The sequence below is a fragment of the Ramlibacter sp. PS3R-8 genome (assembly GCF_037572435.1).
Lineage (GTDB): Bacteria > Pseudomonadota > Gammaproteobacteria > Burkholderiales > Burkholderiaceae_C > Ramlibacter.
On sequence record NZ_JBBHGT010000002.1, the window covers coordinates 288412 to 313503 of the forward strand.

General features: G+C 69.2%; 22 protein-coding genes. 7 read left to right on the forward strand and 15 right to left on the reverse strand.

From position 1 onward, the window contains the following. Positions 1 to 4 precede the first annotated feature (4 nt). From WG902_RS09310 to WG902_RS09345, 8 genes are all read right to left on the reverse strand, one after another. A complete protein-coding gene (locus WG902_RS09310; RefSeq protein ID WP_340059750.1) occupies positions 5 to 2173 on the reverse strand; it encodes a TonB-dependent receptor family protein in 2169 nt (722 codons plus the stop codon). A gap of 32 nt (positions 2174 to 2205) precedes the next feature. Beyond that, the gene (locus WG902_RS09315; protein WP_445263675.1) at positions 2206 to 3204 is read right to left on the reverse strand and encodes a Bug family tripartite tricarboxylate transporter substrate binding protein; all 999 of its coding nucleotides are present in this window, start codon (positions 3202 to 3204) and stop codon (positions 2206 to 2208) included. 7 nt (positions 3205 to 3211) lie between these two features. Further along, on the reverse strand, positions 3212 to 3799 hold the full coding sequence (locus WG902_RS09320) for a CoxG family protein (RefSeq protein ID WP_340059751.1): 588 nt from the start codon (positions 3797 to 3799) through the stop codon (positions 3212 to 3214). A 19-nt stretch (positions 3800 to 3818) separates the two neighbouring features. Continuing rightward, positions 3819 to 5000, reverse strand: coding sequence for a vWA domain-containing protein (locus tag WG902_RS09325; protein WP_340059752.1), 1182 nt, complete (start codon positions 4998 to 5000; stop codon positions 3819 to 3821). Positions 5001 to 5016: 16 nt separating this feature from the next. Next, positions 5017 to 5925 (reverse strand): AAA family ATPase, encoded by a 909-nt coding sequence (locus WG902_RS09330; RefSeq protein ID WP_340059753.1) that lies wholly within the window; start codon positions 5923 to 5925, stop codon positions 5017 to 5019. Positions 5926 to 6045: 120 nt separating this feature from the next. Beyond that, complete coding sequence (locus WG902_RS09335) at positions 6046 to 6840, reverse strand: FAD binding domain-containing protein (protein WP_340059754.1); 795 nt, start codon at positions 6838 to 6840, stop codon at positions 6046 to 6048. 21 nt (positions 6841 to 6861) lie between these two features. Next, positions 6862 to 9237 (reverse strand): xanthine dehydrogenase family protein molybdopterin-binding subunit, encoded by a 2376-nt coding sequence (locus tag WG902_RS09340; RefSeq protein ID WP_340059755.1) that lies wholly within the window; start codon positions 9235 to 9237, stop codon positions 6862 to 6864. A gap of 22 nt (positions 9238 to 9259) precedes the next feature. Further along, on the reverse strand, positions 9260 to 9733 hold the full coding sequence (locus tag WG902_RS09345) for a (2Fe-2S)-binding protein (protein ID WP_340059756.1): 474 nt from the start codon (positions 9731 to 9733) through the stop codon (positions 9260 to 9262). Between the two features lie 164 nt (positions 9734 to 9897). Here WG902_RS09345 and WG902_RS09350 point away from each other — a divergent pair, with 164 nt between their 5' ends. The 5 genes from WG902_RS09350 (at position 9898) to WG902_RS09370 (ending at position 15162) form a co-directional block, all read left to right on the forward strand. After that, entirely contained in the window at positions 9898 to 11022 is a 1125-nt protein-coding gene (locus WG902_RS09350; RefSeq protein ID WP_340059757.1) for a helix-turn-helix domain-containing protein, read from the forward strand. Positions 11023 to 11134: 112 nt separating this feature from the next. Continuing rightward, complete coding sequence (modA, locus tag WG902_RS09355) at positions 11135 to 11875, forward strand: molybdate ABC transporter substrate-binding protein (RefSeq protein ID WP_340059758.1); 741 nt, start codon at positions 11135 to 11137, stop codon at positions 11873 to 11875. Position 11876: 1 nt separating this feature from the next. Beyond that, complete coding sequence (gene modB, locus WG902_RS09360) at positions 11877 to 12560, forward strand: molybdate ABC transporter permease subunit (protein ID WP_340059759.1); 684 nt, start codon at positions 11877 to 11879, stop codon at positions 12558 to 12560. After that, positions 12557 to 13642, forward strand: coding sequence for a molybdenum ABC transporter ATP-binding protein (gene modC / locus WG902_RS09365; protein WP_340059760.1), 1086 nt, complete (start codon positions 12557 to 12559; stop codon positions 13640 to 13642). The genes modB and modC overlap by 4 nt, the downstream gene beginning before the upstream one ends. Before the next feature lie 5 nt (positions 13643 to 13647). Then, positions 13648 to 15162 carry an ABC transporter permease/substrate-binding protein gene (locus WG902_RS09370; protein WP_340059761.1) on the forward strand — a complete coding sequence of 505 codons (1515 nt, stop codon included), beginning with the start codon at positions 13648 to 13650 and terminating at the stop codon, positions 15160 to 15162. Here the strand turns inward: WG902_RS09370 and WG902_RS09375 are convergent. From WG902_RS09375 to WG902_RS09390, 4 genes are read right to left on the reverse strand one after another with little or no spacing between them, the layout of a single operon-like run. Next, complete coding sequence (locus tag WG902_RS09375; RefSeq protein ID WP_340060182.1) at positions 15159 to 15962, reverse strand: substrate-binding domain-containing protein; 804 nt, start codon at positions 15960 to 15962, stop codon at positions 15159 to 15161. The genes WG902_RS09370 and WG902_RS09375 overlap by 4 nt on opposite strands. A gap of 5 nt (positions 15963 to 15967) precedes the next feature. Further along, positions 15968 to 16666 (reverse strand): ABC transporter ATP-binding protein, encoded by a 699-nt coding sequence (locus WG902_RS09380; protein ID WP_340059762.1) that lies wholly within the window; start codon positions 16664 to 16666, stop codon positions 15968 to 15970. Beyond that, positions 16663 to 17394: an ABC transporter permease gene (locus WG902_RS09385; protein WP_340059763.1), complete on the reverse strand. Its 732-nt coding sequence runs from the start codon at positions 17392 to 17394 to the stop codon at positions 16663 to 16665. The genes WG902_RS09380 and WG902_RS09385 overlap by 4 nt, the downstream gene beginning before the upstream one ends. A 46-nt stretch (positions 17395 to 17440) precedes the next feature. Then, positions 17441 to 18679 (reverse strand): SUMF1/EgtB/PvdO family nonheme iron enzyme, encoded by a 1239-nt coding sequence (locus WG902_RS09390; protein WP_340059764.1) that lies wholly within the window; start codon positions 18677 to 18679, stop codon positions 17441 to 17443. A gap of 167 nt (positions 18680 to 18846) precedes the next feature. Between WG902_RS09390 and WG902_RS09395 the strand changes: the two genes are divergently transcribed. Both WG902_RS09395 and WG902_RS09400 read left to right on the forward strand, forming a co-directional pair. After that, a complete protein-coding gene (locus WG902_RS09395) occupies positions 18847 to 19443 on the forward strand; it encodes a TRAP transporter small permease subunit (RefSeq protein ID WP_340059765.1) in 597 nt (198 codons plus the stop codon). Positions 19444 to 19468: 25 nt separating this feature from the next. Continuing rightward, the gene (locus WG902_RS09400) at positions 19469 to 21229 is read left to right on the forward strand and encodes a TRAP transporter large permease (protein WP_340060183.1); all 1761 of its coding nucleotides are present in this window, start codon (positions 19469 to 19471) and stop codon (positions 21227 to 21229) included. A 93-nt stretch (positions 21230 to 21322) separates the two neighbouring features. On the opposite strand, the gene WG902_RS09405 is transcribed toward WG902_RS09400, so the two are convergent. Genes WG902_RS09405 through WG902_RS09415 form a run of 3 tightly spaced genes read right to left on the reverse strand, consistent with a single transcriptional unit; the run spans position 21323 to position 25077 of the window. Further along, positions 21323 to 22732: an enolase C-terminal domain-like protein gene (locus tag WG902_RS09405; RefSeq protein ID WP_340059766.1), complete on the reverse strand. Its 1410-nt coding sequence runs from the start codon at positions 22730 to 22732 to the stop codon at positions 21323 to 21325. Continuing rightward, entirely contained in the window at positions 22725 to 23576 is an 852-nt protein-coding gene (locus WG902_RS09410) for a sugar phosphate isomerase/epimerase family protein (protein ID WP_340059767.1), read from the reverse strand. Before WG902_RS09410 ends, WG902_RS09405 begins: the two co-directional genes overlap by 8 nt. Positions 23577 to 23586: 10 nt before the next feature. Continuing rightward, on the reverse strand, positions 23587 to 25077 hold the full coding sequence (locus WG902_RS09415) for a tripartite tricarboxylate transporter permease (RefSeq protein WP_340059768.1): 1491 nt from the start codon (positions 25075 to 25077) through the stop codon (positions 23587 to 23589). Between the last annotated feature and the right edge of the window lie 15 nt (positions 25078 to 25092).

Here is a 25092-nt window from a genome sequence, read left to right on the forward strand (position 1 = left end):
CCGGTCAGAAGGCGTACGCAGCACTCACACCCACCAGCCAGGTGCGGCCCGGCGCGGGCTCGAAGTAGCGCTGGTTGCCCTCGTTGACGATCACGGACCCGATCGCCTTGCGGTCGGCCAGATTGTCCACCCGCACGAATTCCCGCACGGTCCAGCGGTCCACCTTCTGCTCCAGGCCGAGCCGGAAGGCGAACAAGGTCGCGGCCGGGGCGAAGTCCGAATTCGTGTCGTTCACGGCGATCTTGCCCACATGGCGCAACTCGACGGCCGTCTCCAGGCCCCACGGACGGTGCTTCCAGGCAACCTCCGCGTACGCGGAGGTGCGCGGGATGCCGGGGATGCGGTTGCCGGCGGGGATGGTGACGCTCGGTGTCGGACATGGCGGCGGTCCGCAGGTTAGGAAGGAAGTGCTGTAAGTCGCATCCAGGTAGGTGAGTGCCGCATAGGTGGACCACGCCCCGCCTATGCGTCCGGACAATGCCAGTTCCAGGCCGCGCCGCTTGCTCTCGCCGACGTTCTGAAACGAACTGCGGCCGAAGGTATTCGACTGAACGACGATCTCGTCCGAAGTGCGCGCCTGGAACAGCGCCGCGTTGACGCGCCAGTCGGGCGCCGGCTCCGCCTTTATGCCAATTTCGTATTGCCGGCTGTGTGCCGGCTTCAGGTCGAAATTCAGGCCGGTAGCCAGGTTAGGTCTGTAGGCCACTTCATTAAAGGTCGGCGTCTCGAAGCCGCGGCCGGCGGCGGCATACACGTTCAGCGCATCGCTCACGTGGTAGACCACGCCCAGCACCGGGGTTGTCGCTGAAAATCGGGTCGAGCCGCTGTCGTCGGGGTTGGTGCCAGCGACGATGAACTGGTCCTGCGAAGAAAAGCGCACCTCGGAATGCCGCAGGCCGCCGGTGAGGGTGACGCGTTCGCTATCCCATTGCACCTGCGCGTACTGGTCGAAGCTGCGCACCCGGTTGTCCTCGTTGCGGCGCAGGTTGCCCATCACGCCGAGGACGGGGCCGACGAAGTTCTCGTAGCCGCGGCGATTCTCCTGCAGCTCGTCGGCATACAGGCCGGCGGTGAAAGTCAGCGCATTCGCACCGAGCCGCGTCCGCGCGATCCACTGCGCGTCCACGCCACGGTAGTCACGGTCCAACGCGATGACGCCGCCCGAACTGGTCGGCGCGGCCTGGGCGCCGACCGGGATGGCCTGGAACTGCTCGGTGCTGCGATGACCGGTCCAGGTGGTGAGCTTGAGCGCGTGCACGTCGTCGATGCGGTGGTCCAGGATGAGGCCGGCTTGCAGCTGTTCGACGGACTTGCGAGGATTGAACTCGATGGGACAAGGTGCGGGCGCGACAACCCCCGAGCACGACATTTGCCGCGGATCCCTCTCCCAATCACCTCTCGTCAGTCCCAGCGGATCCTGCACATCCGGCATCGACACCCAGTTGCCGACCAAGGTGACCTTGGTGTCCCTCGTCGCATCGAGGCGGACCTTGCCGTTGAAGCCGTCGCGCTTGGCGGCACTGTGCTCGCGGTAGCCGTCGGTCTCGAAATGCACGAAGCCCAGGTTCCAGTTCCAGGGTCCCTCCGTACCCGAGAAGCCGACGTTCTGTCGCCACACGCCGTCGCTGCCGAACGCGCTGCCCGCCTCCAGCACCTTGTCCGGCCCGCCATCGGCGGTGAACACGCTGATCACGCCGCCGGAGGAATTGCCGTACAGCGACGAGAACGGGCCTCGCAGCACCTCGATGCGGTCCGCGGTGGAGATGTCGAAGTGCGACACCTGCCCCTGGCCATCCGGCGCGGTGGCGGGGATGCCGTCCAGGTACAGGCGGATGCCGCGCACGCCGAAGGTGGAGCGCGCGCCATAGCCGCGGATGGAGATCTGCAGGTCCTGCGCGTAGTTCTGCCGGTTCAGCGCGATCACGCCGGGTACGCGCACCAGCGGCTCCGAGAGGTTGACCTGCAGTTGCGAGTTGCGCAGCGTTTCGCGATCCACCACGTCCACCGACGCCGGCGTGTTGAACGCTTCCTGCGCCACCCCGGGGGTGGGCGTCACGACCACCGGCCGCAACGTCCGGTTGCCGTCCTGCGCCGCGGGCGAATCGGCGGGCGTCTGTCCACAGGCCTGGGATGCGGCGAACGCGGCCCACGCGAGGACCGTCGTGTTCTTCATGGGTCTCCTCCGTCGAATCTGTTCTGTTGGTTTCAATCCGGCCTCCCCATGCCGAGGCCCAGGCGGGCCAGCAGCACGCGCTCGCGCGCCGTCACACCCTGCACGTAGCGGCCGTAGTCCGCGGTGTCCAGGTAAGCCTGCTCCTGGTCGTACCGGGCGATCTCCTGCAGGTGCAGCGGATCGAACATCGCGGCCTTGAAGGTGTCGTGCAGCTTGCGGATCACCAGCGGATCGGCCCCGGCCGGCAGGCCGATGCCGTACGGCGAGGTGTACACCGCCTCGGGGTGACCCAGCTCGCGCAGGGTGGGGACCTCGGGCCAGCGTTTGCTGCGCTGGGCATTGAAGACGGCCAGCAGACGCAGCCGCCCGGTTTCGACATAGGGGGCGTAGCCGGTCGAATTGACGCCCACCATCAGCGTGCGGCTCGCCACCGCCAGCATCTGGTCCGCCGTCCCCTTGTAGGGCACGTGGATGTAGCTCACGCCCTCGCGCGACAGCACGTCCTCCATCGCCAGGTGCGCGGTGCTGCCGATGCCGGTGGACCCCACGCTCAGCCGGCCGGGACGCTCGCGGGCCCAGGCCAGCAGGTCGGCAAAGGACTGGAAGGCGCTGTCCGCCGGCACCACGATGCCGAAGGTGACACCCGAGACCTGGATCACCGGCGTGATGTCGCGCAGCGGATCCCACGGCACCTTGCGTTGCAGCGGCGCGCGGTACAGCGTCAGCGGCAGTTGCCCGATGACATGGCCGTCGGGCGCGGCCGCGCGCAGCGCCGGGCCCACCAGCGTGCCCGCGGCGCCGGGGCGGTTGTCCACCACCACCGGTTGGCCCAGCGAACGCCCCGCGAGCTCCGCCAGGATGCGCATCGTGATGTCGGTCTGCCCGCCGGCCGGCCACGGCACGATCAGGGTGATCGGACGCGTCGGATAAGCGGCGGACTGCGCCAGGGCCAGCGCCGGACACGCGACGACGCTCGCCGCCGCTGCCAGCATCGCGCGCCGGTTCCAGCAGCGAAGGGACGAATCCGGCATGGCGGTCCTAGCGCATCAGCACGAACAGGGCCAGCAGGATGCCGGCGCCGAATGCAATCCAGGCCCACATGGGAATGCCCCGGGCCGGCGCGGCAGGCGCAGGCGCATCCGGCGGCAGCGCGGCCTGCGCGGCGTAGGCATCCGGGTAGCGCCGCTGCATCTCCTCGTCGAAGCGGCGGAAGAATTCCTCGGCCATCGAGCGTGCAACCCCGTCGACCAACCGCTGCCCGACCTGGGCGATCTTGCCGCCCACCTGCGCGTTCGCGGTGTAATTCAGTTCACAGCCCGCGCCCTCGACGGGCGGGGCCAGCGACACCTTCGCGCTGCCCTTGCCGAAGCCGGCCGCGCCGCCCTGCCCCTCGAAGGCGAGCGTGTAGCTGTTGGGCGGCAGCACATCCAGCAGCGTGATCTTGCCGGCGAAGCGGGCGGCCACCGGCCCCACTTTCACGGCCATGGCGATCGCATACTGGTTGTCGGCGGTCGGCTCCACCTTGTCGCAACCCGGGATGCAGGCCTTGAGCACCTGCGGGTCGTTCAGCGCTTCCCACGCCTGTTGTTGCGAGACGGCGAGGTGGCGGCTGCCTTGCATTTCCATGGGGATCTTCTTTCTTCGTCTAGCGATCGAGCAGTTCGGAGAGGCTTTGCGCGAGGTCCTGCAACCGGGCCAGGTTGTGCACCGCCAGCATGGCGTGGGCATGCCGGTGCAGCACCGCCGCGCCGCGCGCGAGTGGAGCATAGCCTTCGAAGCGCAGCAGCGGGTTGAGCCAGAGCAGCCGGCGGCAGCGATGCGTCAGCCACTCCAGTTCGCGTGACAGCTCCTCCGGCTCGCCGGTGTCGAGGCCGTCGCTGATGACCAGCACCAGGGTGCGCCGGCCCACCAGGCGGCGCGCGTGTCGCTGGCGCAGCGTGGCAAGTGACTCACCCAGCCGCGTGCCGCTTGCGAAGTCGTCGATGGCCGTGCTGGCGGCGGCCAGCATCGCATCGGTGTCGGCGATGCGGAAGGCAGGCGTGAGGTCGGTCAGGTGCGTGCCGAAGGCGAACACGTCGCGGCGGCGATGCAGGCGCGTCGCCGCATGCAGGAAGGCCAGCAGCAGGCGCGCATAGCGCTCCATCGAACCGGAGACGTCCACCAGCACCAGCAGCGGCAAGGGTTGGCGGCTGCGCTGCATCCTGCGCAGCACCATCAGCTCGCCACCCGTCTGGGCCGACTGCCGCATCGAGCGCGCCCAATGCAGGCGATTGCCGCGCGTGCCGGGGCGCATGCGCCGCATCTCCACTTGCGGGACCGGCAGCGCGATGTCGCGTGCCAGCCGTTCGACCAGGTGGAACTCACCCGCGCTCAGGGCGTTGAAGTCGGCGTGCTTCAGCCGCGTCATGTCGCTGGCCGTCATCGCGGCGTCGAACTCCACCTCCTGATCCGGCTTGCGCGTGCCGCCGCCGAAACGCTTTTGCGGCGCCAGGGCATCGCTCACGCGCGGCCGCCGCTTCGACGGCTCCGCCTGGCCCTGTGCGGTGGGCAGCATCTGCGCCAGCAGCTTGTGGGCGAGTTCGGGGTCGCGAAAGTACGCATCGAACAGTTCGCGGAACACGTCGCGTTCCTGTTCACGGCTGACCAGCACGGCCTCAAGCGCCGCGCCGACGTCCGCCTTGTCCTCCACGCCGACAAGCTGCACCGCCTGTTGCGCCAGGCCGATGCGGGCGCTGTCCACGCGCAGGCCGGCACGGCGCAGCGCGCGGCCGAAGCCGGCGATGTTGTCAGCGAATTTGGCGCTGCGCGCGTCGCCCAGGTTGCTCATGGCCGATGCCTGCGCTTCAGGCCGGTTCGGGCTCAGGCTTCAGCAGGTCGGCCGCGAGTTCGCGCGTGAGCGCGGCCACGTCCTCGCGCTGCTTGAACAAGATGCCCGCCGTATCGGAGACGACCTCCGGGTCGAGCGCCAGCGTGTCCAGCGCCACCAGCGCCTTGGCCCACTCCACGCTCTCGGCGATGCCGGGGGCGCGTTGGAACGCATTGGCGAAGGGCTCGCTCCGCAGGCGGCCGATGAACCGTGCCACCTGTTGCGACAGCTCATCGCCGGCTTCGGGCACGCGCGAGCGCACGATCGCCAGCTCGCGGTCGCGGTCCGGGTAGTCGAGCCAGTGGTACAGGCAGCGCCGCTTCACCGCGTCGTTCAGCTCGCGGGTGCGGTTGCTGGTGAGGATCGTGACCGGCGTCGCCCGGGCGCGAATGGTGCCGATCTCGGGGATGCTCACCTGGTACTCCCCCAGGTATTCCAGCAGGAAGGCCTCGAAGGGTTCGTCGGCGCGGTCCACCTCGTCGATCAGCAGCACCGCGCCCGGCTCCGGCGCCTGCAACGCCTGCAGCAGCGGTCGGCGGATCAGGTAGCGGTCCTGGTACACCTCGCGCTCGATCTGGTCGGCGCTTTCCTTGCCCTCGGCCGCGCGCATGTGCAGCAGTTGCGCGGCGTAGTTCCATTCGTAGAGCGCCTCGCGCAGCTCGAGGCCGTCGTAGCACTGCAGGCGCAGCAGCGAGCGCTGCAATGCCGAGGCCAGCGCCTTGGCCAGCTCCGTCTTGCCGACGCCGGGTTCGCCTTCCAGCAGCAACGGGCGCTGCAGTTTCAGCGCCAGGAACACGGCGGTGGCGAGGCGTCGTTCGGCGAAGTAGCCGCAAGCCTGGAGGGACTGCTGGAGGGCGTCGATGGAGGGGAAGGGGAGCGCGCTCATGTCCTGGATTGTGAGGTGTGGCTCCCTCTCCCGCTTGCGGGAGAGGGTTGGGGTGAGGGTGTGGCGCGCCCGCCCCTCACCCCAGCCCTCTCCCCAGGGGAGAGGGAGTTGCTCGAAGCCTCAGCCCAGCGCCTTCGCCACCGCCCTTTGCGTCAGCACCGAGATCAAGTTCGCCCGGTACGCCGCGCTCGCATGCAGGTCGCCCGACAGATTGCCGGCGTCGATCTTCACTGCGGCCGCGGCCTGGGGCGTGAAGCTCTTCGCGAGCGCTTGCTCCAGGCCGGTGTGCCGGAACACGCCGTTGCCGCCGCCGGTGACCGCCACGCGCACGCCGCTGTCCGTCTGCGCCACGCACACGCCGATCAGGGCGAAGCGCGAGGCCGGCTGCTTGAACTTGATGTACGCCGCCCGCTTGACCTGCGGAAAGCTCACGCTGGTGATCAGCTCGCCGTCGTTCAGCGCGGTGGTGAACATGCCGGTGAAGAAATCGTCGGCACTGATCTTGCGTTGGGTCGTGACGATGGTGGCGTTCATCGCCAGCGCGCCCGCCGGGTAGCAGGCCGCCGGATCGTTGTTGGCCAGCGAACCGCCGATGGTGCCCATCGCGCGGACCTGGCGGTCGCCGATGTTGCCCGCCATGTCCGCCAGCGCCGGGATCGCCGCCTTCACGTCGGCGTTGGTGGCGACGTCCGCATGGCGCGCCATCGCGCCAATGACGAGGGCGTTGCCTTCGCGGCGAATGACGGACAGCTCCGCGATGCCGCCCAGGTCCACCAGCTTCTCGGGATTGGCCAGGCGCAGCTTCATGGACGCCAGCAGGGTCTGGCCGCCGGCCAGCACCTTGGTGCCGCCGGCCGCCGCGGCGCGTTGCGCGTCGGCGAGCGACGCAGGACGCTCGAAGGTGAATGCATACATGGTTCGGTCTCCTTCGGGGGTTCAGGGCTTCGCGGCCTGGATGGCTTCCCAGACGCGGCTGGATGAGGCGGGCATGTCGAGGTCTTTCACGCCCAGGTCCTTCAGCGCGTCGAGCACGGCGTTGATCACCGCCGGCGGCGAACCGATGGCGCCGGCCTCGCCGCAGCCCTTGGTGCCCAGCGCGTTGTGCGTGCACGGCGTGCAGACGGTGTCCAGCTTGAAGCTGGGCAAGTCATTGGCGCGCGGCATGGCGTAGTCCATGTACGAGCCGGTCAGCAGCTGGCCGGTGTCCTTGTCGTACACGCAGTTCTCCATCAACGCCTGCCCGATACCCTGCGCCAGCCCGCCGTGCACCTGGCCCTCGACGATCATCGGGTTGACGATGACGCCGAAGTCGTCCACCGCCGTGAAGCGGTCGATGCGCACGACGCCCGTCGCCGGGTCCACCTCCACCTCGCAGATGTAGGTGCCCGCCGGGAAGGTGAAGTTGGTCGGGTCGTAGAAGGCCGTTTCGTTCAGGCCGGGCTCCAGCTTGTCCAGCGGATAGTTGTGCGGCACGTAGGCCGTCAGCGCCACCTGGCCGAACGTCACCTTCTTGTCGGTGCCCTTGATCCGGAACTCCCCGTTGCTGAATTCGACGTCGCCGTCGCCGGCTTCCATCAGGTGCGCCGCGATCTTCTTGGCCTTGGTCTCGATCTTGTCCAGCGCCTTCATCAGGGCCGCGCCGCCGACGCTGATCGACCGCGAGCCGTAGGTGCCCATGCCGAAGGGCACGCGTCCCGTATCCCCGTGCACGATGTCGACGTTGTCGACCGGGATGCCCAGGCGCGCCGCGACGACTTGCGCGAAGGTGGTCTCGTGGCCCTGGCCGTGGCTATGCGAGCCGGTGAACACCGTCACGCTGCCGGTCGGGTGCACCCGCACTTCGCCGCATTCGAACAGGCCGGCCCGCGCGCCCAGAGCACCGGCGATGTTCGACGGCGCGATGCCGCAGGCCTCGATGTAGCTGCTGTAGCCCAGGCCGCGCTTGAGGCCCTGGGCCTCGCTGGCCTTGCGCCGCTGCTCGAAACCCTTGACGTCGGCCAGCGCGTTGGCCTTGAACAGCGCACCGTGGTAGTCGCCGGTGTCGTATTGCAGCGCCACGGGCGTCTGGTACGGGAAGGTGTCGATGAAGTTGCGCTCGCGGATCTCGTCCTGCGGGATGTTCATCTCCCAGGCGCAGCGCGTCACCAGCCGCTCCAGCAGGTAGGTGGCCTCCGGGCGGCCGGCGCCGCGGTAGGCATCCACCGGCGCGGTGTTGGTGAACCACGCATCGACTTCCACGTACACCTGCGGCGTCTTGTACTGGCCCGCCAGCAGCGTGGCGTACAGGATGGTCGGCACGGCGGTGGAGAACGTGGAGAGGTAGGCGCCCAGGTTGGCGTCGGTCTTCACGCGCAGCGCCAGGAACCTGCCCTGGCTGTCCATCGCCATCTCGGCATGGCTCACGTGGTCGCGGCCCTGGGCGTCGCTCAGGAAGGCCTCGCTGCGGTCGCAGGTCCACTTGATGGCGCAATTGAGCTGCTTGGACGCCCACGTCAACGCCACGTCTTCCGCATACAGGAAGATCTTGGCGCCGAAGCCGCCGCCCACGTCGGGTGCGATCACGCGGACCTTGTGTTCGGGCAGTCCCAGCACGAAGGCGGTCATCAGCAGCCGCTCGACGTGCGGGTTCTGGTTGGACACGTACAGCGTGTACTCGTCGCTGGCGCGATTGAACGAGCCGATCGCCGCGCGCGGCTCCATCGGGTTGGCGACCAGCCGCTGGTTGGTGAGGTCGATTTTCGTGACGTGCGCGGCCTTGGCGAACACCGCGTCGACCGCGTTCTTGTCGCCGATCGCCCACTTGTAGCAGCGGTTGTCCGGGGCCGCGTCGTGCAGCGCCGTCGCCCGGGCGGCACCGCGCACGTCCACCACGGCCGGCAGCGGATCGTATTCGACGTCGACCGCCTCGGCCGCATTGCGCGCCTGCTCCAGCGTGTCGGCCACCACCATCGCGACGTGGTCGCCGACGTAGCGCACCTTGCCTTGCGCCAGGATGGGGTGCGGCGGCTCCTTCATCGGCGTGCCGTCGGTGCTGGTGATCAGCCAGCCGCAGGGCAGCCCGCCCATCTTGCCCTCCACGTCCTTGCCGGTGAAGATGCGGGCGACGCCGGGCATGGCGGACGCCCGCGCGGTGTCGATGCCGCGGATCGCCGCGTGGGCGTGGGGAGAGCGCACGAACACGGCATAGCGCTGGTTCGGCAGGTTGATGTCGTCGGTGTACTGGCCCGCGCCGGTCAGGAAGCGGTAGTCCTCCTTGCGGCGGACGGACTCCCCGATGTGCGGCAGCTTGGCGAAGTTGTCGGATGCACCCATGGCTTGTCTCCTTGTGTGCGGTTCAGGGCTTGGCGCCCATGGCGGCCTGGCCCTGGCGGACGGCCTTGACGATGTTCTGGTAGCCCGTGCAGCGGCAGATGTTGCCCTCGAGCTGTTCGCGCACTTGCGTTTCGCTGGCGTTGGGATGGCGCTGGCACAGGTCCAGCGCGCTCATCACCATGCCCGGCGTGCAGAAGCCGCATTGCAGGCCGTGGCATTCCTTGAACGCCGCCTGCATGGGATGCATGGTGCCGTCGGCAGCCGCCAGTCCTTCGATGGTGGTGATCTCGGCGCCGGGGTGCTGCGCGACGAGGGTGTTGCAGGACTTGACCGCGCGGCCGTTGACGATGACGGTGCAGGCGCCGCACTGGGCCGTGTCGCAGCCCACGTGGGTGCCCGTCAGCCGGAGGTTTTCGCGGATGGCGGTGACCAGCAGCGTGTTGGGGGCGACGTCGACGCTTGCCGCCTTGCCATTGACCTTGAGGGATACCAGCATGTCGTGTGTCTCCGGAGTGGGCTCGGGCAGCCATTGTTGGATTGGCCCCTTTCCCCCTCCCTAGGCGAAACCCTAGGTCGCCCGGCGCACTGGCGGGAAATTCTCAAAATGGAACAATGGGGTCCGGCGCTGCGGGGGCGGCGCCGGGAAACATGGAGCGAAAGATGAGCGTTCCCGGAGAGAGCGCCGTGCAAGGGCGGTTGCAGCAGATCGCCCGTGCCCGCCAGGCCGTGATGCAGGAGGGCCGCTCGATGACCGACGTGCTGGTGGACGGCTGGTACGGCGGCAGCTGGATCGAGCGTTCCTGGCGCCGCTGCCTCGGCCATGGCCAGCGCCCCCAGGACCCCGTCAGCTTCGACGTCGTGCCCCGCCAGCAGGCGCGCCGGGTCGAGGAAGGCAACCACCAGCTCGTCAGCGCGGCCCGTCCGGTGCTGGAGCAGCTCGGCCGTGCGATCGCCAGCACCCGCTACTTCGCCATCCTCACCAACCAGCACGGCGTGGTGGTGGACGCGCATGGGCCGATCGACCATGCGGACCCGCGCGCCGCGGTCATCACGCGCATCGGCGTCGACCTGTCCGAGCGCAGCGTCGGCACCACCGCCATCGGCGCGGCGCTGGCGGAACTGCAGCCGGTGTGGCTGCATCGCGGCGAACACTTCTTCGACATGACGGGCTGCTACAGCTGCGCCGGCGCGCCGCTGTTCGGCCCCGACGGCAGTTGCGTGGGCATGCTGGACCTGACGGGCATCGATGCCGCCGAACGGCCGGAGCTCAAGCACCTGGTTTCGCAATCCGCCCGCAGCATCGAGAACGCGCTGACGCTGTCGCGCCCGCACCGGGTGGCGCTGCGCCTGAACTGGCCGGGCCGGCTGCTCGGTGACGACGACGACGGCCTGGTGTGCCTGGACGGCGACGGCTGGGTGGCGGGCAGCAATCCGGCCGCGCGCCAGATGCTCGCGGGCCTGGCCGGCGCGCACGCCGCTCCCGTGCATTGCAGCGAGTTGTTCGCCCAGCCCTGGGAACAGCTGTTCGACCTGGCGCGGCATGGCGACGCCGCGCCGGTGGAAGTGCCGCTGTGGTCCGGGTTGCGCCTGGCCTGCATGGCGCATGCGGCCGGCGAGGCGCGCGCAACTGCCGGCTCGCGGCTGCCGCTGCGCGACGTGGAGATCGCGTTGATCCGCAAGGCGGTCAACGATGCGCGCGGCAACGTGATGGAGGCCGCGCGCGCGCTGGGGATCAGCCGGGCGACGGTGTATCGGAAGCTGGGGCACAAGCCGGGGCGGTCGTAGGCCGGGGTGAGCGCGAAGCCGAACCCCGGTGACCGGTGCGTCACCTTCACCGGGGTTCGGCTCCGCGCTCACCGCCGGCCTACCGCTTACCGCCGGCCTACACTCGGCATTGATGATTCGACCGATCTTCGCCCTCCTCGTCGCCCTCGCCCTGCCCGCCCACGCCGGCCAGGTGCAGGTGGCCGCGGCGGCGAACCTCGCCGCGCCGATCCGCAAGATCGCCACCGCCTTCCAACGCGACACCGGCCACGCCGCCGTCGTCGCGCTCGGCTCCACCGGCAAGTTCCACGCGCAGGTCCGCAACGGCGCACCGTTCGAAGTGCTGCTCGCGGCCGACGCCCAGACCCCGCGCAGGCTGGAAGCCGAAGGGCTGGCCCGGCCCGGCACGCGCTTCACCTACGCCATCGGCCAACTGGTGCTCTGGAGCGCGCAGCCCGGCGTGGTGGACTCCAACGCCGACGTGTTGCGCAAGCCTGCGCACGGCATCCTCGCCATCGCGGACCCCCGGGTGGCGCCGTACGGCGCCGCCGCCGTCGAAACCCTGAAGAACCTCGGCCTGCTCTCCGCGTGGGAACGCAACTTCGCGCATGCAGAGAACATCGCGCAGGCCTACCAGTTCGTCGCGACTGGCAATGCGCCGCTGGGCTTCGTGGCTTTGTCGCAGGTAGCAGAGGACGGCCGCATCCTGCGGGGAACGGGCTGGATCGTGCCGGCCAACCTGCATGCGCCGATCCGGCAGGACGCCGTGCTGCTGAATCCGGGCGCGGCCAATCCGGCAGCCAGCGCCTTCCTGGCCTACCTGCGATCCGAACCGGCGCGCGCGGTGCTGCGCGCGGCGGGCTATACGTTCTGACATGTCGATCAGCCGGGCCGACCTGCAGGCGCTCTGGCTCACGCTGCAACTCGCGGCATCCACCACCTTCCTGCTGCTGCTGATCGCCACGCCGATCGCCTGGTGGCTGGCGCGCACGGCGTCGCGCTGGCGCGGCCCGGTCGCCGCGTTCGTCGCGCTGCCGCTGGTGCTGCCGCCGACCGTGCTGGGTTTCTACCTGCTGGTGGCGCTGGGTCCGAACGGCTGGGGCGGCCAGCTCACGCAGGCCCTGGGCATCGGGCTGCTGCCCTTCACCTTCGGCGGCCTGTTGCTCGGCTCCATCCTGTATTCGCTCCCGTTCGCGGTGCAGCCCCTGCAGACCGCGTTCGAAGGCGTGGGACGGCGGCCCCTGGAAGCAGCGGCGACCCTGCGCGCCACGCCTTTCGATGCGTTCGTGCACGTCGTGCTGCCGCTGTCACGCGGCGGGATCGTGCAGGCCGCGGTGCTGACGTTCGCGCACACGGTGGGCGAGTTCGGCGTGGTGCTCATGATCGGCGGCAACATTCCGGAGCGCACGCGCGTCGTGTCGACCCAGATCTACGGCCACGTGGAAGCACTCGAATACACGCAGGCGCACTGGCTGTCCGCGGGCATGGTGCTGTTCTCCTTCGGCGTGCTGCTGGCGCTGGCCCTGTTGAACCGCCGCAGCGCGCGGGTGCTGGGATGAGCGCGGACCAGATCGAAGCACGCCTGCGCCTGCCGCGCGAAGGCTTCACCCTGGACGTCGACCTGCGGCTGCCGGCGCAAGGCGTGACGGCCCTGTTCGGCCCGTCCGGCTCCGGCAAGACGACGCTGTTGCGTTGCGTGGCCGGCCTCGAACGCGCGGCCGAAGCACGGGTGGTGGTCAACGGCGCCGCGTGGGAAGACAGTGCGCGCGGCGTCTTCCTGCCGGCATGGCAGAGACCGCTGGGCTATGTGTTCCAGGAAGCCAGCCTGTTCGACCATCTCGACGTGTCGGGGAACCTGGCCTTCGCCGCGAAGCGTGCGGCGGGCACGCCGGCGGGCATCGACGTGCCGGGGCTGGTGCGCTTGCTGGGCATCGGCGAATTGCTCGACCGGCGCCCGCACCAGTTGTCCGGCGGCGAGCGGCAGCGGGTGGCGATCGCCCGCGCGCTGGCCACGCAGCCGCGCATCCTGCTGCTCGACGAGCCGCTGGCCGCGCTGGACGCGCCCCGCCGGCAGGAGATCCTGCCGTGGCTCGAACGCTTGCGCGACGAGCTGCGCATCCCGATGCTCTACGTCACGCACTCGGGCGACGAAGTGGCGCGCCTGGCCGACCACCTGGTGCTGCTGGACGCCGGACGCGTGCGCGCGGCGGGTCCGCTGGCTGAAACACTCGCGCGCATCGACCTGCCCGCGGTGCCGGGCGAGGAGCCGGCCGCCTTGTTGCATGCGACCGTGATCGGCCGCGACGCGCGGTGGCAGCTCGCCCAGGCGCGCTTCGAGGGCGGCGTGCTCTGGTTGCCGGATGCCGGCCACGCCGTGGGACACGCCGTCCGCGTGCGGGTGCTCGCCCGCGATGTGAGTGTCGCCCTGGCGCCGCCGCAAGGCAGCAGCATCCAGAACGTGCTCGCTTGCACCGTTCGGGCCATCGCGCAGGGTGGGCATCCGTCGCAGGCGCTGCTGCAGTTGGCGTGCGGGGACTCCGTGCTGCTGGCGCGCGTCACCGCGCGGTCGGTGGATCAACTCGGCCTGGCCGTCGGCACTGCCGCCTGGGCCCAGGTCAAATCGGCGGCATGGGTAGGGTGATGCGCATGGCTTCTTTCTTCTCCCGGCTCGCCGCAGCGGCGTGGTGCTTGTCGTTCACGGTGCCCGCCATCGCGGACGACCTGGTCGTCGGCTCCAAGCGCTTCACCGAAAGCTACGTGCTCGGCGAAATCACCCGCCAGGTCCTGGTGGAAGCAGGGGTGCCGGCCGTGCACCGGCAAGGACTGGGCAACACCGCCGTGATGGAACAGGCGCTGGCCAACGGCGGCGTGCAGGTGTACCCCGAATACACCGGCACCATCGTGCGCGAGATCCTCAAGCGGGACGGCTCGCCTTCGCTGGAGCAGCTCAATCAGTGGCTCGCGCCCCGGGGCTTGAAAGCCGCGGTCCCGCTGGGTTTCAACAACAGCTACGCGCTGGCGATGCGCGAAGACGACGCCGCGCGGCTGGGCATCGCCACGATCTCCGACCTGGCGCGGGCCAAGGGGCCGTTGCGCTTCGGCCTGTCGCACGAGTTCCTGGTGCGCGCCGACGGCTGGGGCGCGCTGCAACGCGCTTACCAGCTGCCTTTCACGCCCGGCAGCGGGCTGGACCATGGCCTGGCGTACCAGGCCCTCTCGCGCGGCCAGGTGGACGTGGTGGACGCCTACACCACCGACGCGCAGATCGCGCGCATGAAGCTGCGCGTGCTGCGCGACGACCGCGCGTTCTTCCCGCGCTATGACGCGGTGCTGCTGATGCGCGCCACGGTGGACGAGCGCCCGCTGGCAGCAGCGCTGTCGAACCGCATCGACGACGTCGCCATGCGCGCCATGAACGGGCAGGTCGAGATCGACGGCAAGTCGTTCGAGGCGGTCGCCCGGGAATTCGTGGCGCGCAGCAAGGTCGCCGGTGTCGTGCGGCCTGCCGCGGCGGCGACATCGCCTGTGGGAACGGGCTTCGTCGACCGCCTGTTCGCACCGGACCTGCCGCGGCTGCTGCGCGAACACCTCACGCTGGTGTTCGCTTCGCTCGCGATCGCCGTTGCCATCGGGGTGCCGCTGGGCGTGCTGGCGCATCGATCGCCGAGGCTGTCCGGCAGCCTGATGGGCGCGGTGGGCATTGCCCAGACGGTGCCGTCGCTGGCGCTGCTCGCTTTCCTGATCGCGCTGGTGGGCACCATCGGCTTCCTGCCGGCGTTGCTGGCGCTATCGGTCTATGCGCTGCTGCCGATCGTGCGCAACACGCACGCGGGGCTGTCCTCGCTGTCCGCCGGCATGCGGCAGGCCGGGCTGGCGCTGGGCCTGCGCGACGGCCAGGTGCTGCGCGGCGTCGAGCTGCCGCTGGCGGCGCCGACCATCTTCGCGGGGATCAAGACGGCGGCGGTCTTGAACGTCGGCCTGGCAACCGTCGCCACCTTCATCGGCGCCGGCGGCCTGGGCGAACGCATCGTCGCCGGTCTCGCGGTGAACGACACCACCCTGATGCTGGCCGGCGCCGTGCCGGCGGCCGTGCTGGCGCTGTTGACGCAGTGGGTGTTCGACGGGCTGGAGCGATGGCTGCGCAGGCGCCGCGTCCCCTAATTGGCGGTTCCCGCGTTCGGAAAGAACAACTGCTCGCCGTTGATGCGATAACTGGCGATCACCTGCTGCCCCGCCGGCGAGGTGACCCATTCGACGAACTGTTGCGCCTGCGCTGCCTTGACATGCGGGAAACGCTGCGGACTCACGACCATCACGCCGTACTGGTTGAACAGGCGCTTGTCGCCCTCCACCAGCACCGCCAGGCCTTGCCGGTTCTTGAAGCTCAGCCAGGTGCCGCGATCCGCAAGCACATAGGCGCCGCTCGAGGCGGCGATGTTCAACGCGGGACCCATGCCGCAGCCGCACTCCCTGTAGCCGCCGCCCTTGGCTGCCGGGACGCCGGCCTGCTGCCAATAGCGCAGTTCCGCCGCGTGCGTGCCGCTCTTGTCGCCGCGCGAGATGAAGGGCGCGTTGGCAGCCGCCACCTTCTTCAGCCCCTCGACGATGTCGCTGCCGCGCGCGCCCACGGGGTCACTGGCGGGGCCCAGCAGGACGAAGTCGTTGTACATCACCGGATGCCGGCGCGGCGCGAAGCCGTCGGCCACGAACTTCTCCTCGGCCGCGCGGTCGTGCACGAACAGCACGTCGGCATCGCCGCGCCGCGCCATGTCGATGGCCTGTCCGGTGCCGAGGGCGACGACCTTCACGTCGATGCCCGTGGCACGCTTGAATTGCGGCAGCAGGTGGCCGAAGAGGCCGGACTGCTCGGTGGACGTGGTCGATGCCATCGTGATGGCCGTCTGCGCCGACGCGGCGCCGCACCCCGCCGTCGCAAGCACCACGCAGCGCACCATGGCCATCCAGTTCATCCCAACTCGCCTCGCACGAAAAGGTCGGCCTCGCGCGACGTCTCGGCCAGCGGACCGTTGAAGAATGCGTCCACCGGCAGGTCTGCCAGCACCCGTCCCTGCTCCATGTAGACCACACGCGTGGCCAGGCGCTTGACCTGGCCCAGGTTGTGGCTGGCGAACACCAGCGTCATGCCGGCGGCGGCGAAATCCGCCATCAGCGCCTCGACCTCGCGCTTGGCATGCGGGTCGAGGCTGGCCGTGGGCTCATCGAGCAGCAGCACATGCGGCCGCAGGCTCCAGGCGCGCGCCAGCGCCAGCCGCTGCAGTTGCCCGCCCGACAAGGTGCGGGCATTGCGAAGCGCCACCTGTGCCAGCCCGACGCGGCCGAGGGCGCCCAGGGCGGCTTGCTTCGCCGCCTGCCAGCGCGTGCCGCGCAGCCACAGGCCGAGCGCCACGTTGGACAACGCCGATGCGCGCAGCGCAAACGGCTTCTGGAACACCATCGCCTGGCCGAGCCTGGCGTCCCGCTGCAACGATCCGGCCGTGGGCCGCAACAAGCCGTGCAGCACGCGCAGCAGGGTGCTTTTCCCGCAGCCATTGGCGCCGATCACGGCCACGCGCTCCCCGGCGGCGATGCGCAGGTTGACGCCACGCAAGGCGTGGACGGCTCCGAAGTGCAAATCGACCGACTCCAGCTGGACCCATGCGGTCATCCGCCCGCTCCCGCCAGCACCACGCCCTCGGCATGCGCACCGCGCCAGCGGGCCACCAGCGCGATCACCGCGTTCAGGGCCAGCACCACGCCGAGCAGCACCAGTCCCAGCGCCAGGGCCAGGGGCAAGTCGCCCTTGCTCGTCTCCAGCGCGATGGCCGTGGTCATGACGCGCGTGAAGCCCTCGATGTTGCCGCCGACGATCATCACCGCGCCCACTTCCGAGATCGCGCGGCCGAAGCACGCCAGCAGGACCGTCACCAGCGCATAGCGTTCGTCGAAGGCGAGCAGCAGGCTGCGCAAGGCCGCGCCGGCGCCCAGCGACTTCAACTGTTCCCCATTGGCGCGCTCCGCGTCCTCCACCACCTGGCGCGTCAGCGCGGTGCACACCGGCAGCACCAGCAGCACCTGCGCGAACACCATGGCCTGGAAGGAGAACAGCCAGCCGAGAAAGCCGAGGGGCCCGGAGCGGGAGAGCAGCAGGTACACCACGAGGCCCACCACCACCGAGGGGACGGCCAGGAATGTGTTGAGGATGGTGACCACGGCCCCGCGCGCCGGGAAGCGCGCGACGGCGAGCCAGCCGCCCAGCACGAGGCCGAGCACGCAGGCGATGATGCATGCCAGCCCGCTCACCGCGAGCGAGCGGCCGACGATGGACAGCAGCAAGGGATCGGCGCCCGCCACCAGTTGAACGGCGCGCGCCAGGCTGTCCTGGAACGTATTCATAAGCGAGGATGCTAGCCGAGGCGGCCCGGCGCCCGGCGTTGCGCACTCACAAGGCGCAGGTCCGAAACCCGACGAACCCTTCGTCGCGCTCCGGCAGCGCCCACCACCTCGCCTTCGGATGCTTCATGCGCCCGCGCGATGCGAAGGAGGCGCCGCGCTGCACGCGGGCCCGGCCGAACACGCCCTGCGCATCCAGCTCCGCATGCGCCGCCCAGGGCGCCGGCTCGAAGCCGGGCCACGGCCGCAGCGTGCCCGCGGTCCATTCGCGCACGTCGCCCCAGCGATAGCCCCGGCGCGCGGCGTGCATGGCGGCGATCTCCCACTCGGCTTCGGTCGCCAGGCGGCGGTTGGCCCAGCGCGCCCACGCATCCGCCTCCCACCAGGTCACGTGCAGCACCGGCTGGCTGCCGGACATGCGCGTGGGCCGGCCGAACATCGTCTGCAGCACGGCGCCGCTGGCCACGCCGATCTGGTCGACATGGCGCGGGCCCCGCCGGCCGTCGCGCTGCGCCTCGCGCTGCAGCCAAGCCCAGCCCTCCGGGTGCCACAGCTCCTGCCGGTCGTAGCCGCCGTCGTCGATGAATTCGACGTACTGCGCCCAGCCCACCGGCTGCGCATCGATCTCGAACTCCGGCACGGTGATCGTCGCGCGGCCCCGCTCCACGTCCAGGGCGAAGCCAGGTTCGGTCCAGCCCAGCGTCCATTCGGTCGCGGGCAGCAGAACTGGTGCGCGGGCAGCGACCGCCGGCGGCAGTCCCAGCCCCAGGGAGACGCCGGCCGCCTGCGCCAGGATCGCGAGCTCTTCTCCCCGCAGGTCCTCGTGCCACAGGGCCATGCGGTGGAAGTACAACGCGTCGTCGGTGTCCGCGGTGTGATCGAGCAGGTCCAGCGTGATCTCCAGCGTCTCCAGCAGGTAGGCCCGCAGCACCGGCAGGTCCGGCAGCGCCAGCCCGCCGCGTTGGCCAGGGGGCACCAGCGTCGGGTCGAACCATGCGTCCGCCATCGGCTCGACCGAAGCGGTGCGCACGCCGGCACCGGGACAACGCGGCCCGAGGGCCCGCCGTGGATTTCGGCCGATCCAGTATTCCGCCAGCCACGCGACGTGGCCCGCCAGCCACAGTGGAGCCGCCGCGTCACCCGGTGGCGACATGGCAAGGGACGGTGGCTCAAGCCGGCCGAGGGCCTGGAGCGTGTGGTTGCGCGCATCCATCAGCGCCACGGACAGGCGGTCGCGGCTGGCGCGGCGCATGTCCGGTGCATCGGCGGTGATGGGCGCAAAGGTCATGGGTCAGAAGCGAGCGATTCCGTCGACCCGGTACAAACACTGATAACGCGCCGGCTCGGCAGTCACGATGCTGTCAGGTTGGCCGGAAGGCCGCTTTCTAGAATTTCCTTCTTACTCTACCCGACAGAAGCGGGGCGGCGTGCCCGCACCCGACGGAGAAAATTCCCATGCGCGGTTTATTGAAGTTCTCCAATGCCGTGGACTGGCTGAACGCACAGGTCGGCAGGTGGGTGATCTGGCTGATCCTGGGGTCGACGGTCATCAGCGGGGTCAATGCCCTGGTCCGCAAGATCTTCAACATGAGTTCCAACGCGTACCTGGAGGTGCAGTGGTACCTGTTCGCCGCCGCCTTCCTGCTGGCCGCCGGCTACACCCTCCTGCATGGCGAGCACGTGAAGATCGACGTCATTTCGAGCCGCCTGGAAAAACGCAAGCAGATCTGGATCGACATCTTCGGCTTCGTCTTCTTCCTGCTGCCGGTCTGCTTGGTCATCCTCTACTACGGCATCCCGTTCTTCCTGCAAGGTTTCCGCTCCGGCGAGGTCTCCTCCAACGCCGGCGGCCTCATTCGCTGGCCCGTGTACATCCTCATGCCGATCGGCTTCGGGCTGCTGCTGCTGCAAGGCTTCTCCGAACTGATCAAGCGCATCGCCTACCTGCAGGGACTGATCTCCGACCCGACCCAGAAGATCGTGGCCAAGACCCCCGAAGAAGAACTGGCCGAGGAACTTCGGCGCCAGGCCGAAGCCCAGGGCCGCATCTGAGCGCGGAACGAGGACCACAACAATGATGCAGTTCATCGCCCAGAACCTCGCCCCGATCATGTTCGCGGGCCTGTTCGTCTTCCTGCTGCTCGGCTTCCCGGTGGCTTTCAGCCTCGGGGCCTGCGGCCTCTTCTTCGGCTTCATCGGCATCGAGCTGGGCGTGCTGCCCACCTCGCTGTTGCAGGCGCTGCCGCTACGGATCTTCGGAATCATGCAGAACGAGACGCTTCTCGCGATCCCGTTCTTCACGCTCATGGGCCTGATCCTGGAGCGCAGCGGCATGGCCGAAGACCTGCTGGACACCATCGGCCAGCTGTTCGGACCCGTGCGCGGGGGGCTTGCCTTCGCCGTGATATTCGTCGGCGCTCTGCTTGCGGCCACGACGGGCGTGGTGGCCGCCTCGGTGATTTCGATGGGCCTGATCTCGCTGCCCATCATGCTGCGCTACGGCTATGACCGCCGCCTCGCCTCCGGGGTGATCGCGGCGTCCGGCACGCTGGCGCAGATCATCCCGCCGTCGCTGGTGCTGATCGTGCTGGCCGACCAGCTCGGTCGCAGCGTCGGCGACATGTACAAGGGGGCGTTCATCCCGGGCTTCGTGCTGACCGGCATGTACGCCGGCTACGTGGTCCTGATCGCCATCTTCAAGCCGAAGTGGGTGCCGGCGCTGCCGCTGGAAGCGCGCACCATTCGCGAGGACAGCGGCAAGGCCGGCCTGCCCTCGCTGCTGGTGCTGACGATCCTGTCCACTGCGCTGGCGGTGACGCTCGGCCGGAATTGGGCCCGCGTGGTCTCCTGGTGGCGGGGCGAGACCGTGACGACCGTGCCGACCGATGAAACCATCGTGGTCGCGATGTGCGCCGGCGTGATGTTCGCCTTCATCATCGCGCTGATCAACAAGGTGACCAGGCTCGGTCTCCTGTCGCGGATGGCCGAGCGCGTCACCTTCGTGCTGATCCCGCCGCTGCTGCTGATCTTCCTGGTGCTCGGCACCATCTTCCTCGGCATTGCCACGCCCACCGAAGGCGGCGCGATGGGCGCGCTGGGCGCGATCATCATGGCCACGGTGCGGGGCCGCCTGAGCATGAGCCTGCTGAAGCAGGCGCTGAATGCGACCACCAAGCTGTCGTGCTTCGTGGTGTTCATCCTGATCGGCGCCACCATCTTCAGCCTGAGCTTCCAGGGCGTGGACGGCCCGCGTTGGGTGGAGCACCTGCTGACGGCGCTGCCGGGAGGTCAACTGGGCTTCCTGATCGTGGTGAACATCCTGATCTTCCTGCTCGCGTTCTTCCTCGACTTCTTCGAGCTGTCCTTCATCGTGGTGCCGCTGCTGGCGCCCGTAGCCGACAAGTTGGGCATCGACCTGGTGTGGTTCGGCGTGCTGCTCGCGGTGAACATGCAGACCTCGTTCATGCATCCGCCCTTCGGCTTCGCGCTGTTCTACCTGCGCAGCGTGGCGCCCGACAAGGCGTACGTCGACCGGGTGACCCGCAAGCAGATCGCTCCCGTCACCACGGGGCAGATCTACTGGGGCGCGGTGCCCTTCGTGATCATCCAGCTCGCCATGGTCGGCCTGATCATCGCCTTCCCGGGGATCGTCGGGCATGACACGGTGGAGAAAGTCGATCTGGACAAGGTGAAGATCGAGATGCCGGCGGACATGCCGGGTTCGGGCGGAAGCACGGACCCGCTGGCGCCGCCTGCGGACCTGCAGCCCGGCTCCGCGGCCTCCAACAAGGCCGAGGCGGACGAGCAGAAGAAGATCGACGACCTGTTCAAGAAGTAGCGCAGTCGGGGTGCCGGGGTGCGCTGCGCGCAACCCGGCCTACGGGGTAGTCGATGCGTAGGTCGGGTTGCGCGAAGCGCACCCCGACAGCCATCAAAGCGCCGACATCACGCCGAAATCGGGCATCGATCCGCTCGCGAAGCCCAAGCAATCCAGCGACGACAAGGCGATCTCACCGTCGGCAATGCGCAACCGCACGGCCCCGTGGCTGTTCTCGTACAGGTCCGGATGCGCGCGCAGGAAGGCCTGCTGCTCCGTCCACGGCAAGGCCGCCATGCCATTGACGTAGTGATGCCCGTTGCGCTCCACGTGCGTGATGCCCAGCAGGTTCACCAAGGCCAGGTCCTGCTGTACCGACAGGCCAGCCTGCGTCGTCAGGTCCTCGGCGGACATGAAGTAATGCGCACCGGCCTCTTCGCGGTTCCATGCCGCGCAACGCGCCGCGTTGAGAACGGACTTGTAGAAGCCTTTGCAGGTCTTTGACGACACCCCCGAATAGCCGCGTGCGCGTGCCTGCGCGAAGCTCGCCAACTCGCCGTCCGATTCATCGACGATCACCGGCTTGCCGAGGTCGGCGGAGCGCATGTCCACCTGCAGCGCGAGCTTGCGCGCGATCGGCTGCTCGATGAACAGGATGGACTCCCACAGGCGCCGCAACGCGGGCTGCGCCTGGATGCCGCGCACGAGCTCCTGCACGCCTTCGGCGCTCTCGTACTGCTCGTTCCCGTCGAGGGAAGCGAAGTACGGCTGCGGCGAGCGGTCCAGCACGGAGGCGATGGACCGCAGCCGCTGCACGTCGGCCTGCACGTTGCCGGCCACCTTCAGCTTGAAGTACCGGTGGCCGTACGCCCGCACCACTTCCTCCAGCGTCTCCGGAAGGCCGTCGCCGACACGCTCGGACTGGTCCGCGGGCGTGATGGCGTCCACCAGGCCCACCGTGTGGCGCGCGTGCATGCTGGCTGCCGGCCGCAGGCCGGCCAGGAAGGCGCCGAAATCGATTCCCTGGAACTCCGGATGCGCCGCACCCATGCCTGCGAGATTGGCCTGCATCGCCGCGTAGAACGAGAGGCCGCATGCGCGACACATCGCGTCCATCAGCGCGCGGTCCACCAGCGCCGGCCCGTAGCTGGCGAGCAGCGGGTTGAACCCGCGCGCCGACGCTGCCCGCGCATGGGCCTCGTGGTGACGGCCGAAGTGGCCGAAGGCGGTGGCGGGCGAACTGTCCGACAGGTACGCGTCACGTGCCATGCGCAGCACGTCGCGCAGCTGCCCGAAGTTGTCCTCGTTCGTCAGCGCCAGGTTCTTGTCGAACCATTTGGGCGCCATCAGCTCCGCGGCGCCCCCCCATGCAGTGCGGCCATCGGGCAGCGCCACCTGGACCCGCGCGAAGGCCTGCGGCGACTCCGTCAGCGTGACCACGCCGAAGCGGAACGGCATGCGCAGCTTGACGGGCCGCTCGTACAACGCGATGGCACGGATCGACAGGAGCGGCGCTTCACCCATGGGTTTGCAATCCTTGCAGCACGCCGCGCAGGTAGCCGAGGGAATGTGCGGCACACCCGGGACCGTCGGGAACATAGTCGAAGGGCTCGACGCCCACGATGCCGGGGAAGTTGCCCGCTTCTTCCATCCGCAGCATCACCTGCAGGATGGGCCCGAATTCCATCGCACCCTGCCCCGGCCCGCGCCGATTCGGGTCGTTGACCTGCACATGACCGATCACGCCGCGCGGCATCCAGCGTTCCATCAGCGCCTGGACCGGCTCCGCCTCGGCCTGGCCGGCCGCGCTGCAGTCGATCATCGTGCGCAGCGCCGGCAGGCCGATCTCGTCGACCATGCGCGCAGCCTCTTCCACTGTGTTGAACAGGTCGGTCTCGCGAGGCGACAGCGGCTCCAGGCAGTAGGTGACTCCGCAACGCGCCGCTGCCTCGCCCGCGGCTTGCAGGCATTCGCGCGCGCGCTCCCACGCCTGTTCGCGCGTGTTGCCCCCGGGCACGCTGCGCTGCTTGGGCGAACCGTGCACCAGGTAGCTGCCGCCGAGGGCGACGCACAATTCCACCAGCCGCGTCATCACATCCATCGTGCGGCGGCGCAACCGCGCGTCCTCGCTGACGATGGACAGTCCCGCCGGCGCGACCAGCAGCCAGTGCAGTCCGAAGATCCGCAGGCCATGGTCCTCCGCGACCTTGCGAAAGCCGGCAGCCTGTTCATCGGTGATCGACATCGGGTCGTCCGCCAGCGTGAACGGCGCGACCTCGAGACCGTCGTAGCCCAGGTCCGCCGCCCATCTGCACTGCTGCGCGAACGGCAGCGGCTGCAGCACTTCGTTGCAGAGCGCGAACTTCATGTGCAAGACCTCAGGTTCGACGCGCGAACAGGGCCCGGACGCCGCCGAGGACGCCGTTCTTCGCGCGTTGGACCGCCGCCTTGAACGGCTTGACGTAGAGCAGGATCACGAAGATCGTGACGACGGCAAAGCCCATGGCGATCGGCCGCGTGAAAAACGGCAGGATGCTACCGTCGGACAGCACCAGGCCGCGGCGCAGGCTCTTGTCCAGCAGGTGCCCCAGCACCAGGCCCAGCACGAGCGGGGCCATTTCATAGCCGCGCCGGCGCAGGAAGAAGGCGCCGATGCCGATGGCCAGCATCATGTAAACGTCGAACAGGCGCGACGCGGTGGCGAAGGCGCCCACGGTGCACAGCAGGAACACGATGGGCATCAGGATGGCGCGGGGCACCCGCAGCACATGCAGCAGCGGGCGCACGCCGAACAGGCCGAACAGCAGGATCGCTATCGAAGCCAGGGTGGTCATGGCGACCACCTGGTAGACGAAGTGCGGATTCTGGATCATCAGCATCGGGCCGGGCTGCACGCCGTGGATGATCATGGCCGCCATCAGCACAGCCGACGGCGCCGAGCCCGGGATGCCGAGCGCCAGGCAGGGAATGATGTGGCCGGGGATGGACGACATGTCGCCGGTCTCGGCGGCCATCAGGCCGTCGATGGAACCCTTGCCGAACTTTTCCGGCTCCTTGCTGGCCGCCTTGGCCGCGGCATAGGACATCCAGGCGCCCGCGTCCTCGCCGACCCCCGGCAGCAACCCGGTGAACACGCCAATGACGCCGGATCGCAGCACCGTCCAGCGGTACTCGATGATTTCCTTCCAGCGGGGCAGGACGGAATCCCGGACGTCCGCGATCTTGCGCTCGATCGGGTCGGCCAGCGTGGTGAGCACTTCGGCCAGCCCGAACGCGCCCACCAGCGCGGGGATGAGCGCGACACCGCCGGCGAGATCGTCCCAGCCGAAGGTGAAGCGGTTGTGGGCATACAGCGTCTCCTGCCCGACCTGCGCCAGGAACAGCCCCAGCAGCCCCATCAGCCAGCCCTTGAGCGGGTCCCCGCCGACGATGCTGCCGGACAGCGTGACACCGAACAAGGCGAGCCAGAAGAATTCGAAGGCGCCGAACTGCAGCGCGACTTCCGCCAGCAGCGGCGTGAAGAGCGCCAGGCACACCACGCCGAGCAACGTGCTGACGAAAGCCCCGGACGTCGCGATGCCGATGGCGCGTCCGGCCTGCCCCTGCATGGCGAGCGCATAGCCGTCGGCGCAGGACGCCGCGTTGGCCGCGGTGCCGGGAATGTTCAGCAGGATGGCCGTGCGCGAGCCCCCGTAGAGGGCGCCGACATAGGAGCAGATCAGCACCAGGATCGCGTCGTTGGCCTGCAGCTTGATGGTCAGCGTGGTGAGCAGGGCAATCGCGAGCGTGGCCGACAGGCCCGGCAGGATCCCCATGACGATGCCGACGAAAGCGCCCCCCAGCCCGTACAACAGGGTCATGGGGTTCATGAAGCTCCAATAGGC